A 12,498-nucleotide genomic window follows, 5' to 3' on the forward strand; every position below is an offset into this window, starting at 1 on the left:
CAGAATATATCAGGGACTCCATTCTAACCCATGCGATGCTGAGCAGGCCAAGCCGACAGGGATTGTCCGTCACACAATCTTGATCGCCTCCCGTCCGCATGGTTATGCTGCCCCTCAAGCTTCTCCCCGAAATGGACACAAGAACACCATGAACGGTCACTATGTATTTGCCTGGGACGCCCGTCGTCACGGTTTGCCAAAGGACTATGCCTCTGCTGCCGCGATGGCCAAAGAGCTGTACGACAAGCAGGATGGCGAGCCTGGCGAAGGCTTGCCGTTGTTTGCCGATGCGGTGGATGCCTATTTGCGGGAATACGGTGACGAAGACTGCCTGGAACAGTTCCTCTGGGATTTGCCGAAGCGGGCGCGCAACAATGGCCGGGCGGCTATGCGTATGGAGATGCCGTACGAGGATTGGGAACACATTCTGGTGAAGATGGTGGAGGAGGCGGCCAGGCATCAGGTGGTGTTGGTTGATGAAGAGATGGTGATGGTTTTTTTGCCGGACGGGAAGGTGTTGCCGGCGGCGCGGAAGAAGGCTTGGCAGGGGATGTGTGCGGCATGGAGGCAGGACGCGGAGTTTCCGAAGAGCAAAGGGCAGTTCAAAAAGTGGTTTGAGCCACAGTTTTTGATGGTGCTGGGAAAGTACGGAGAATTTAAACGGAAAAAAATGACATGGCTGGGTGAATCAACATCATATAATGGACTAATATCTGATGATGTTGTTCTTTACACGGATTTTAATATTGATGGCAGTGACGGAAATTATGATGTAGATGTGTGGCTATCAGTCTCTCAGCCTGCTGTATCAGCAGTTTCACACAAATTTAAGTTTATTTTTCCTGAAATTGTATTTTGGGGGAAAATATTCAGCGAAATAATCGGTGGTCCATATGAGGGAAGAAGAGTAAGTAATATTGAAGATGCTAAGTTAATGCTCAGAGATTTAGAGGGATTTTTATCAAGGGTTTTGCCACTATGTTTGGGTGTTAAAACATTGGATATGCTTTTGAATGGTGATGCTGATATAAGATTTCGTGATCATTTCCATAATATGATTCATATGCCCCAATGCCTGATTGTTGCCCGTTTGGCCGGGAACCCGAATTTTGAGGAGCTGGTGGTGAAACTAGGTTCAACAGATGGTTGGTACGCTAATGGGGAATACAAGGAAAGCGAGTGGCCAAAATTGGTCGAATATCTCCGCAACGAAGTCAAACCCATTGTTTAAGGCGAAATGCCGTTAACAAGTGAAATCCTTCCCTCCTGTGGAACAGGGGGGATGTCACGCAGTGACAGGGGGGTTGCGGAACGTCAACGAACAGTGACTCCGTTACTGAGAGCCTGTTAAGCCCTCCGCCGCTGCCCCCCCCCTGGCCCCTGCGGGCCTCCCCCCCTGCTTTGCAGGAGGGGTAAAGGAAAATAGTCGCCGGGATTCACCGCGCCGCCAAAAACTCCCCATAATTCCGTTCCTTCCCGAAATCCTCCGCAAACTCCCTCTGCCTGAACGCCACCCGCCCGTTGACCAGCACCGTACTGACCGCCCCATCACTACGGTTCACCATGCGCTGCAAACCGTTCAAACCCTCCATCGGCGCTTCGTGATACGCCTCCAGCCGTTCATCCAGTGCTTCGGGATTGATGATGACCACATCCGCCCGGTCGCCTTCGCGCAGATGCCCGGCGTCGATGCCGAACCAGTCGCCCAGTTCGCCGGTCAAACGCCAGACGGCGGTTTCCAGCGGCATGAAGCGTTCACCGGACCGGTCGCTGTCGCGCACCAGCTTCAGGAAGCGCAGCGGGAAATTGTAGAAGGCCATGTTGCGGATATGGGCCCCGGCGTCGGAGAAGGTCACGATGGTGGCCGGTTCCTTCATGATCCGCTTCACCGCCTGCGGCCGGTGATTGGCCAGCACGGTATGCCAACGCAGGGCCTTGCCGTATTGCGTTACCAGATCGAGGAACAGGTCAACGGGATGCAGGCCGCGCTGGTCGGCAATTTCGCCAAAGCTGCGTCCGACCAGGCTCTTGTCCGGGCAATCGACAATGTCGGAATCATGCAGGTCGCGGTGCCAGACGCGCGGTCCCCATTTGCGTTCGTAATCCTTGCGGAACTTGCGCCGATAGGCCTCGTCGGCAAACAGGGCGTTGCGCTCGACCTGTTCGCTCAGGTGCAGGGCCGCTTCGCCCGCGCCGAATTCTTCAAAAATGACCAGATCGATGCCGTCGGCATAGACCTCGAATTGCACCGGCAGCGCCTGCCAGCGGAAATCCGATACAGTCAGCTTGTTCCACCAGTTGGTGAATGGTCCGACCACGCGGTGCAGCAGCGGATTGGCCTTGATGTCCATCAGCGTGATCAGCGTCGTTTTCAGTTTCGGCCGCCACAACGAACCGGCGCTTTCCGCCAGGAACAGGAACATGTTCAGCTTGGTGACAATGTTCGGCGCGCCCTGATGGATGGCGCGGCGACGGCGCAGGATGCGGTTCAGCCGCCGGAATTCCCCCCAGCCCGCGTAGGTGGAGGGCAGGGACTTCGAACGCTGGCGGTCGCCGTCCAGCTTGTCCCATTTGGTGGTCATGGTGGACAGGCCCAGCAGTCCGGCGTCCAGTCCTTCTTCCAGCCATTGCTCCATGCGCGTCAGTTCGGCTTCGGTCGGCTTGGACTTGCTGTCCACGGCGCGGTCCAGGCCCATCGCCGCCACCCGCAGGTCGGAATGACCCAGGAACGAGCAGACGTTCGGCCCCAGCGGATGCTGTTTCAGGAAGTCGACATACCCCTTGGGCGTGTTCCAGGTCTTGCGTTGTTGCAACAGCGGCAGCACCTGCTCACGCGGTACCGACTCGACGCGGGTAAACAGGTCGGAACAGTCTTCCGCCGCGGACAGGATCATGCTGATGGAGCAGGAACCGATGGTGACGGTGGTGACGCCGTGCCGCACCGATTCCGACAACGAAGGCGCGGCCACCACTTCAGCGTCATAGTGGGTATGGGTGTCCAGAAAGCCGGGCATCACCCATTGGCCTTGCGCGTCGATCAATGTCGGGCAGCCGGTCTCGTCCAGCGGCGTGCCGGAGACCGTGACCAGCCGCTTGCCGCGAATGCCCAGATGACGCATGGCGCCCGGTTTGCCGGTGCCGTCGAAGTGAAAGCCGTTCTTGATGATGACGTCATAGGCGGGGCGGGACATGATGCAATTCCGGTTGGATTTATTATTGGTACGAAAGTACCGGAAAGAGTTGTTTCCGGCAACATAGATAGTTTTCACAACCTAAAATTCTGTCCACGTGCATTCCCGCGCCAAATCGTTTAGTTTCGGATTTTCCCGCAAAAACACGGAGCATTCTGATGAACAAGGCATGGTTACTCGGACTCAGCCTCGCGGCCGGACAAGCCCTGGCGGCATTGCACGGTAAAGACGTGACCTATAACGGCGGCGGCGTCAGCATGAAGGGTTACATCGTTTACGACGACCAGTTCAAGGGCAAGCGTCCCGCCGTGCTGGTGGTGCATGAATGGTGGGGGCTGAACGACTACGCCCGCGCGCGCGCCGACCAGCTGGCCAAGGCCGGTTATGTGGCGATGGCGGTGGACATGTACGGTGACGGCAAGAGCGCCAATCACCCCGACAACGCCATGGCGTTCATGCAGGAAGCCACCAAGGATACCGAACAGACCAGTGCACGCTTCCGCGCCGCCGAGAAGCTGCTGAAGGCCAACAAGCACACCAATGGCAAGAAGCTGGCGGCGATCGGCTATTGCTTCGGCGGGGCGGTGGTGCTGAACATGGCGCGTCAGGGCGAGCCGCTGAAAGGCGTGGCCAGCTTCCACGGCGCGCTGGGCGCCTGGAAACCAGCCGAACCCGGCAAGGTGACGCCGAAAGTTTTGGTCATGACCGGCGCCGATGACAACATGGTTCCCGCCGAGGCCGTGGCCAAGTTTGACGAGGAAATGAAGGCGGCGAAGGCCGATTACCGCATCATCAGCTATCCGGGCGCGAAGCACAGCTTCACCAACCCCGGCGCGGACGACATCGCCAAGAAGTTCGGCATGCCCATTGCCTACAATGCCGAGGCGGACAAGGCCTCCTGGTCGGAATTGCAGACCTTCCTGCAAGACATCTTCAAGTAAGCCCGCGCCTGTAGGCCGGACATCACCCCGGCCTACAGGGGCCGGGCCTTTGCTGCTACAATCCCATCCTTTATTTTCCCCATCGAGGAATCCAGCGTGGACGAGGCCGTTACCCTCCCTCAAACCCTTTTTCAGGAAGCGGTTGCCGAACTGCACACCATCCGTGATTTCATCCGTTTTTCGGTGACCTGCCTGCGCAGCGCCGACGTGCATCTGGGCCACGGCAGTGAAGACCCGTTTGCCGAAGCCACCGCGCTGGTGATGCAGACGCTGTCGTTGAGCTGGGATGCCGATGCGGAAATCCTGGATGCGCGCCTGCTGCCCAGCGAACGTCGCCGCATTGTCGAACTGCTGGAAAAGCGGATCAACGACCGCATTCCGCTGGCCTACCTGCTGAACCTGGCCTATTTCTGCGGCCACCCGTTCTATGTGGACGAGCGCGTGCTGGTGCCGCGTTCGCCCATCGCCGAGCTGATCAACGAGAACTTCGCCTCGCTGGGCGTGCTGGACCCGCAACGCATCCTGGATATGTGCACCGGCTCCGGCTGCATCGCCATCGCCATCGCCCATGCTTTCCCGGAAGCGCTGGTTGACGCCACCGACATTTCGCTGGACGCCTTGTCCGTGGCGGCGGTGAATGTGGAACACCATGACCTGCTGGAACAGGTGAACCTGATCGAATCCGATGTCTTCAGCAAGCTGCCTGGCCAGAAGTACGACCTGATTGTCAGCAATCCGCCCTATGTGGATGCCGGCGACATGGCCGACCTGCCGCCCGAGTTCACCCATGAGCCCGAGCTGGCGCTGGAAGCCGGTCCGGACGGGCTGTCGATCACCCGCCGCATTCTGGCTGAAGCCGCCGATTACCTGACCGAAAACGGCGTGCTGGTGGTGGAAGTAGGCAACTCCTGGTGGGCGCTGGATCAAGCCTTCCCGGGCGTGCCGTTCCAGTGGCTGGAGTTTGAAAACGGTGGTTCGGGGGTCTTCGCGCTGACGGCCGAGGCTTGCCGTCAGCACCAGCAACAATTCCGGGAGGCGCTGTAATGGCGGGCAACAGCATTGGTCAATTGTTCCGGGTTACCACCTTTGGTGAGTCCCATGGCCCGGCGCTGGGCGCGATTGTCGACGGCGTGCCGCCGGGACTGGAACTGACGGAAGCCGATCTGCAGGTCGATCTTGACCGTCGCAAGCCGGGCACCTCGCAGTTCTCCACCCAGCGCCGCGAAGACGATGTGGTGAAGATCCTGTCCGGCGTCTTCGAAGGCAAGACCACCGGCACGCCCATCGGCCTGCTGATCGAGAACACCGACCAGAAATCCAAGGATTACGGCAATATCGCCACGACGTTCCGTCCGGGTCATGCCGACTATACCTATACCCAGAAGTACGGTTTCCGCGACTATCGCGGCGGTGGCCGTTCCTCGGCGCGGGAAACCGCGATGCGGGTGGCGGCGGGGGCCATCGCCAAGAAGTACCTGCTGGAAAAGTTCGGTGTGCGCGTGCGCGGCTATGTCGAGCAGATCGGCGACGTGAAGGCGACGGCGCTGGACTGGGACTACGTCAACCAGAACCCGTTCTTCTGCGGTGACCGTGATGCGGTGCTGAAGTTCGAGGAACTGATTACCAACCTGCGTCGTGAAGGCACCAGCGTCGGCGCGAAGCTGACCGTGATTGCCGATAACGTTCCGGTAGGATGGGGCGAGCCGGTATTTGACCGTCTGGATGCCGAAATCGCCCATGCCATGATGAGTATCAACGCCGTGAAGGCCGTGGCCATCGGTGACGGTTTCGAGGTGGTCAGCCAGAAAGGCCATGAAGCCCGCGACGAAATGACGCCGCAAGGCTTTACCGCCAATCATTCCGGCGGGGTGCTGGGCGGTATTTCCAGCGGCCAGCCGATCGTGGTGACCATTGCGCTGAAGCCGACATCCAGCATTACCAATCCGGGGCAAAGCATTGATCTGGAAGGAAATCCGCTGGAAGTGGTGACCAAGGGCCGTCACGATCCCTGTGTCGGCGTGCGCGCCACGCCGATTGCCGAGGCGATGCTGGCGATTGTGCTGATGGATCATTTCATGCGCCATCGCGCCCAGAATGCCGATGTGGTGCCGCCGTTGTCGCCGATTGCGCCCTGAACGATTGCTTCAGTCATAAAAAAGCCCCGCATTTACGGGGCTTCTTTTATGGAATCCCGCCGCTTTCCCAAACCGGGAAAGCGGCGGAACAAGACTTACAGACCTCCGGTCAGGGTGCCGTTCAGCTGGATGGTGGCGGTGCCGGCCGAGCCTTGCGTACGGTTCAGGGTGGCATTGGACAGCGTCACGCTGCTATCGCTGACCGTCATATTCTGACAGGCGGCAGCGCTGGTGCAGCCGTAGCTGACCGCATCGACGCCGCTGCCGGTGTAGAAAAGGAAGTTGGTGATTTGCGAGCTGGCCGTATTGATATCCTGGATCAGGAACTCGATACCCGTGCCGAAGGCAGCACCCAGCTTGCCGGTAATGCTGATGCTGGTTTGACCGTTCGTAAACGGGGCCATGGTCAGTTCCAGCGGAGTAAAGGTAGCTCCGCCGACGTCCAGGGTTCCGGCCGGTTTCAACAATTGCATGTTGCCGCTCATATTGATGCTGCTGCTGTTGTCGTTGGTTTTCAGCAGCAGGTTGGTGAAGGTGACCTGATCCGTAGCCGTATCAATGCTGATGGTGCCTGTGCAGGATGCGGGGTTGATCAGACAGTTGGCCTGCCAGAAGGTATTGCCGCGACTGACCAGAATATTCAACGGCTTGCCGTTGTCGATGGTCAGGTCAACCGCCGAGCCGTCCATCATGCCGGTGTTCATGCGCACCTTGAAACGGCCGGCAATCGTGGCGTCCAAGGTTGAGGTCACCGAGTTGCCGGTCAGCGTGCCCGAGGATGCGCCCGACAAGGTGATGCTGCCGGTATTCGCTTGGGCAACGATGTTGACATGGTTCTGGATAAAGCTGCCCACAGTGTTCTTGGTGATGTCATCGCCCGATACGGTAATGCCGTTGAACGGGGGATGGAAGAAGTCCAGCGCCTGGCCGGTCGTGAAATAGACGGTGACGCCGATCGGGTTGTTTTGCAGGTCCGTATTCTGGCAAACATCCTGCGCGTGGACGGTCGTGTTACCGACAGTCACATCACCCGCAGTGGTCAGCTTCAGGGTCGTGTTCAACAGGATATTGGTCGGATCGGTCATGATGTCGACGTTATAGTCGCCGGCATAAATGGCCAGATCGTTCAGGGTCAGTTTGGTTTGCGTGCCGCATCCGCCACCGCCGCCGGACGATTGGGTAATGGTGTATGCGCCCAGCACCAGTCCTTCGGTCGGAGTCACCAGGCGGCCGGTATCACGGACAATCAACGCGCTGAACGCGCCGCCCTGGCCGTTGTCAGTCAGGATGTATTGCAGGTTGTGCGCGGCATCATTCCAGAACAGCATGTGGTCGTTGGTGATCGTCCCGAATTTCTGGTAGTACGGGTTGGTCAGCGTGACGCCGTTGATTTGCAGCGAGCCGTTCGCATTCACGACCGCCGTGGCAGTCTGGTTATCGGCGATGGGGCTGGTGATGTTCGGCGTTTTGTGGAAGGTCAGGCTATAGCTCTTGGCCAGCGCCGCATTCACCGTGCCCGGCACCGTGGTGAAGAATTCCGGTGTCGGTGTAATCGTGATGTTCAATCCGTTGACAATATTCTGGATATTGGCGGGCAGGGTCGCGTTCAGCGCCTGCAAGTCAGCCACCAGTTGGGTCAGGGCATTCTGCAGCGCGGTGCCCAGGGCAACGTCATCGAACGGGAAGGCGGAGGGAACGTTGACTCCGGTGGGAACCTGATGGTCCAGCTTGCCGTCGGCCAGATCGGCAGCCAGCGCGTTCAGCAGCTGGAGGGCAGGCTGATTGTTGCCACCCGCGCCCAACTGGGTCTGTGCATGTTGCATCAGGGCCGCCAGTCTCAGCGCATAGGCATTGGCGGCATTGGCGGCGGCGGCAAACAGGGCGTTGTAGTCACCCGGCGCGCCGATCAGGGCCGGAGGCGTCAGGATGTTGTTGATGCCGAAAACCTGGGCGATCTGGGTGTTGGCGGTCTGGATCAGGGTCGGGGTAATCGGATTACCGGCGCCGCCGGCCTGTACTTCGGCGAATCGGACGGCGGCTTCGGTCAGCGGCGTGACCCCGACAACCGGGCTGGGGCCGACCAGAGGCGTCACGGCGCGCAACTGGGTGCTGGCGGGCAGCGGCTGGAAGCTGTTCGTGGCTTCGTCAAAGTATTCGGCGTTGGCGTCAGGAACCACCTCGACCAGCGCGTTGGCGGTGCCGGCGGGAACAGTGACCTGGGCAGAGCCGTTGGCGTTCAGCGGGGCGGAGCCAAGCACGTTGTGGTTCAACGGGTTATGCAGCACCACGCGGGCATTCTTGATCCGTCCCAGCGACGGGGTTACGGTAACCGTCGTGGTGGTGGAGGCGGTCGAACCTTTGGTGTCATCATTACTGTTGGTGTTGCAGCCACTCAGCATGATCGCGAGAGTGATGGAACTCAGCGCGAATCCTGTCCTGATCTTGTTCATCTTTTTTTCTCGATATTCCAGACGGCATTGGGATGTCCGGTTATCCCCTTAACACTCCTGAACTATAGCGCCGGACATTTCAAAATCACACCCGGAAAACACGGGGGATTGACAAGTATTGGAAAGTGAATATTTCAGGCGAGGAGACCGCTGCTTCCGGTATATCGGTTCCCCGGAAGCAGCGACCGGCGTTATTGGATCAGCTTGGCCTTGGAATTGCCGATGAGGTTGGAAAGGTAATATCCGCCGGGATAGTAGGCATCATCATGAGTGCCATTGGCGATATCGGCAACCCATGCGGCGGATAAGGTTCGCAGATAGCCGGTGTTGGCTGCCTTGGGCGCCAGGCTCAGGCAGGCGCTATAACCCAGGAAGTCGGTATTGTCGCCTTCCGAGTCCACGTGCGTGGAGCTGCTGGTCAACTGGACGCCGGTAAAGCTGCTCTTGCCCGCGCTGGCGGCAAATTGCTGGATCTGCCGCAAGGCGCCGTAGGCGTTGTTGTACATGTTGCAGATATTGCTGTTGGCGGTTACGGCCAGAACCGGGCGGCTGCCATTCATGGAAATGGCCATCAGGTTGTCGGTAAAGCCGCTTTGGGCCACCGGATCGAACAGGACCGCTCCCTTGAGATACGGGTAGCCATAGGCGACCAGTTGTTTCCCCAGCTCAGTCGCGAAATGCCCGCCGGCGGAATGCCCGCCGACAATGATCGGCGCGGGCAGAGGGATATTGCCCGGCGCCAGCACGTTGCGAGACGCCAGCAATTGGGCGAAGGACTTGGCCAGGGCAGGGTTGCCGCCCGACATCGAGGCGTTCACGCAAAGCACCATGACGTTTTTACGCATGATGTTCAGCGAGGTGTTGCGATGATTGCCGCAGCCCCGGCTGAAACCGTGCTGGTAAGTCATCAGGGCGGTTGGCGTTGAAGAGGGCAGATACCAGTCGACACTGTAGGCCGTGCCGCCGATCGACAGTTTGGCGTTGATGACTTTGCCGTCGGCGGCATCGTAGACGACGGTGTCCGCGAGGGCGCTGGTCAGGGGGTTCAGGGTAAGCATCAGGGCGAGCCATGCATGTTTCATGTTTTTCTCCTTGTTCCGGACCGGAGGTCCAACGTTGCAGGGGCGCGCGGATCCGTGACGCACGGAGCTAAGGCCCGACCTTGCAGAGGTTTTTTTGTTTTAAACCGCTCAAGCGGTCATGGGCTTGGCGGTGGATGTTTTTTAGCCTGAGTCAGCCTCGTCCGCTATGTGAAAAAAGGACAATATGAGCATTGATTAGGCGGAATTTGATTTTTGGCGCTGGAAAACCGCCGTTAGTCGGCAGCGTTTTCAGGTTTCAGATGCAGATCCGGTGAGGCGGGCTGGTGGCCCGGCGTTAATCGTATGCGCAGGGACAGGTCGGTTTTGGAGTCGGCATTCTCAATCGCCTGCTCCATGGAAATTTCACCCCGGGCGTACAGATCGTAAAGGGATTGGTCAAAGGTGTGCATGCCCACCTCCTGTCCCTTGGACATCAGATCCTTGATCTGGTCGGTCTGACCCTTCTGGATCAGTTCGGAAATGTAGGGCGTCAGGACCAGCACCTCGGTCGCCGGCACCAGTTGGTCGCCGTTGCCGCGAATAAGCCGCTGGGCGATGACGGCTCTCAGGTTCATCGAGAGATCCATCAGGATCTGGCGGCGGCTGTCTTCCGGGAAGAAGTTGATGATGCGGTCGATGGTCTGGTTGGCGTTGTTGGCATGCAGCGTGGACAGGCAGAGATGGCCGGTTTCGGCATAGGAAATGGCATGCTGCATGGTCATCTGGTCGCGAATCTCGCCGATCATGATCAGATCGGGCGCTTCCCGCATGGCATGACGCAACGCTTCCTCGAAGGAATGGGTGTCCAGGCCGACTTCGCGCTGATCGATCAGCGAGCGCTTGTGTTGATGGACAAATTCGATCGGGTCCTCAATGGTCAGGATATGGCCGGTTGCGTTTTCATTCCGGTGTTCCAGCATCGCCGCCAGCGTACTGGACTTGCCGGCGCCCGCCGAGCCGACCACCAGGATCAGGCCGCGCTTCAGCATCACCAGGTGTTCCAGAACCTCCGGCAGCTTCAATGTCTGAATGGTCGGGATGCGAGTCTTGATGCGTCGGGCCACCACGGCGGTCTCCCCGCGCTGCATGAAGATGTTGAAGCGGAACCGGCCCAGATTCTCGATGGTAATGCCCAGGTCGCATTCCAGATGGGCTTCGAACTGACGGGTCTGGGCTTCCGTCATGATGGAGTACGCCAGGGATTTCACCAACGGGGATGTCATTGGAGGCAGGTTGATGGCGCGCACCACGCCCTGCACCTTGATATTGGGCGGCGCGCCGACGGTCAGGAACAGATCGGAGGCGTCCACATCCACCATCAGCTTGAGAAGCGCGCCCAGATCGTAGTTCGACGGATCGGTTGTCATGCCATAGTCCTGAATTGCCATGATTTTCCAATTAACGTTAACCTATCTCGGTGCCTGCGGCTATCCTGTGGCCTGCGGTTCCCCTCCGGCCCCGAGTCCGGAATTGATTTAAGCCCGATTTTTGCGAGGGAAGCCGGTTTTCCGCGTCCATGACTGTCCAGAAACTGCCGTATTGGCGACTTTCGCTGTTCTATTTTTTCTACTTCGCCGTACTGGGCGGATATATGCCCTATTGGGGACTGTATCTCGACAACCTGAAATTTTCGGCGGCGGAAATCGGCCAGCTGACCGCGATCGGCATGCTGACGCGGATATTCGCCCCCAACTTCTGGGGCTGGCTGGCCGACAGCACCGGCAAGCGTATCGAGCTGGTGCGCTTCGGGGCGTTGATGATCTGCTTTTTCTGGGCGGGCATCTTTTTTGTCGGCAGCGATTTCCGATTGATGGCGATGGTGCTGTTCGCCTACAGCTTCTTCCAGAACGCCATCCTGGCGCAATTCGAGGCAGTCACCATTGCCCATCTGGGCGCGGAGCGTTCCCGCTACGGCAATATCCGCTTGTGGGGCTCGCTGGGGTTCATCGCTACGGTGGCCGGTTTCGGCTATCTGTTCGATCGGCTGTCCGTGCATTACCTGCCGGCCCTGCTGCTGGCCAGCGCCGTGATTGCCGCCTTGTTCAGCTTGGCGGTGCCGCATCCTCCGGCCATGGCCGCCCATCGCAGCCGCGAGCCGTTCCTGCATACCCTGCGCAAGCGGCCGGTCGCGGGTTTTTTCGTGGTGCATTTCCTGTTGCAGTTGTCCCACGCACCGTACTACGGCTTTTTCAGTCTCTATCTGGAAGCGCACGGCTACAGCCGGGGCGTTATCGGTCTGCTGTGGTCGCTGGGAGTGCTGGCGGAAGTGCTGGCGTTCACGCGCACCCACTGGCTGCTGGCGCGCTTTTCGGAAACCGGACTGGTGCTGGCTTGCCTGGCGCTGGCGGCGCTGCGCTGGCTGGTGATCGGTTGGGGAGTGGATCATCCGGTGCTGGTCTGGAGCGTTCAGGTTTTCCACGCCTTCAGTTTTGCCGTGTTCCACGCCGCCGCCATGCAGCTGATCTTCCGGGAGTTCAGTCCGGGCCAGCAAGGGCAAGGGCAGGCGGTCTATAGCGCCTTGTGGGGGCTGGGCGTAGCCCTGGGCTCCTGGCTGGCCGGGGCGGCCTGGTTGCAGCTGGGGGCAGCCTGGGTTTATACGATAGCGGCCGCGGTTTGCGTCACGGCCATTTTGATCCTGATCAAGACGCGGCCCGGTGTGCCGGATCCGGTCGGGCCGGGCTGACAAATTAGTCTTGCGA

At 59.2% G+C, this 12,498-nt stretch carries 9 protein-coding genes; 5 read left to right on the plus strand and 4 right to left on the minus strand.

The features are described 5' to 3' along the window. The first annotated feature begins 148 nt into the window (after positions 1–148). Positions 149–1,231 carry a hypothetical protein gene (locus EV700_RS07280; protein WP_130412251.1) on the plus strand — a complete coding sequence of 361 codons (1,083 nt, stop codon included), beginning with the start codon at positions 149–151 and terminating at the stop codon, positions 1,229–1,231. 205 nt (positions 1,232–1,436) lie between these two features. Here EV700_RS07280 and EV700_RS07285 read toward each other — a convergent pair whose 3' ends face one another. Next, positions 1,437–3,191: an N-acyl-D-amino-acid deacylase family protein gene (locus EV700_RS07285; RefSeq protein WP_130412253.1), complete on the minus strand. Its 1,755-nt coding sequence runs from the start codon at positions 3,189–3,191 to the stop codon at positions 1,437–1,439. Positions 3,192–3,349: 158 nt separating this feature from the next. Between EV700_RS07285 and EV700_RS07290 the strand changes: the two genes are divergently transcribed. The 3 genes from EV700_RS07290 to aroC all read left to right on the plus strand — a co-directional run bounded on the left by EV700_RS07290 (position 3,350) and on the right by aroC (position 6,267). Next, entirely contained in the window at positions 3,350–4,132 is a 783-nt protein-coding gene (locus tag EV700_RS07290) for a dienelactone hydrolase family protein (RefSeq protein ID WP_130412255.1), read from the plus strand. 96 nt (positions 4,133–4,228) lie between these two features. Further along, on the plus strand, positions 4,229–5,176 hold the full coding sequence (gene prmB, locus EV700_RS07295; RefSeq protein ID WP_130412257.1) for a 50S ribosomal protein L3 N(5)-glutamine methyltransferase: 948 nt from the start codon (positions 4,229–4,231) through the stop codon (positions 5,174–5,176). Further along, a complete protein-coding gene (gene aroC / locus EV700_RS07300; protein ID WP_130412259.1) occupies positions 5,176–6,267 on the plus strand; it encodes a chorismate synthase in 1,092 nt (363 codons plus the stop codon). Before prmB ends, aroC begins: the two co-directional genes overlap by 1 nt. 95 nt (positions 6,268–6,362) lie before the next feature. Here the strand turns inward: aroC and EV700_RS07305 are convergent, their stop codons facing one another. The 3 genes from EV700_RS07305 to EV700_RS07315 all read right to left on the minus strand — a co-directional run bounded on the left by EV700_RS07305 (position 6,363) and on the right by EV700_RS07315 (position 11,166). Further along, on the minus strand, positions 6,363–8,717 hold the full coding sequence (locus EV700_RS07305; protein ID WP_130412261.1) for a hypothetical protein: 2,355 nt from the start codon (positions 8,715–8,717) through the stop codon (positions 6,363–6,365). A gap of 191 nt (positions 8,718–8,908) precedes the next feature. Beyond that, positions 8,909–9,799, minus strand: a complete 891-nt coding sequence (locus tag EV700_RS07310) for an alpha/beta hydrolase (RefSeq protein WP_130412263.1) — start codon at positions 9,797–9,799, stop codon at positions 8,909–8,911. Positions 9,800–10,032: 233 nt separating this feature from the next. After that, positions 10,033–11,166, minus strand: coding sequence for a PilT/PilU family type 4a pilus ATPase (locus EV700_RS07315; RefSeq protein ID WP_130412265.1), 1,134 nt, complete (start codon positions 11,164–11,166; stop codon positions 10,033–10,035). Between the two features lie 149 nt (positions 11,167–11,315). On the opposite strand from EV700_RS07315, the gene EV700_RS07320 reads away from it, so the two are divergent. Next, complete coding sequence (locus EV700_RS07320) at positions 11,316–12,482, plus strand: MFS transporter (protein ID WP_130412267.1); 1,167 nt, start codon at positions 11,316–11,318, stop codon at positions 12,480–12,482. Positions 12,483–12,498: the final 16 nt, after the last annotated feature.

The organism is Fluviicoccus keumensis, from assembly GCF_004217445.1.
Taxonomy (GTDB): domain Bacteria; phylum Pseudomonadota; class Gammaproteobacteria; order Pseudomonadales; family Moraxellaceae; genus Fluviicoccus; species Fluviicoccus keumensis.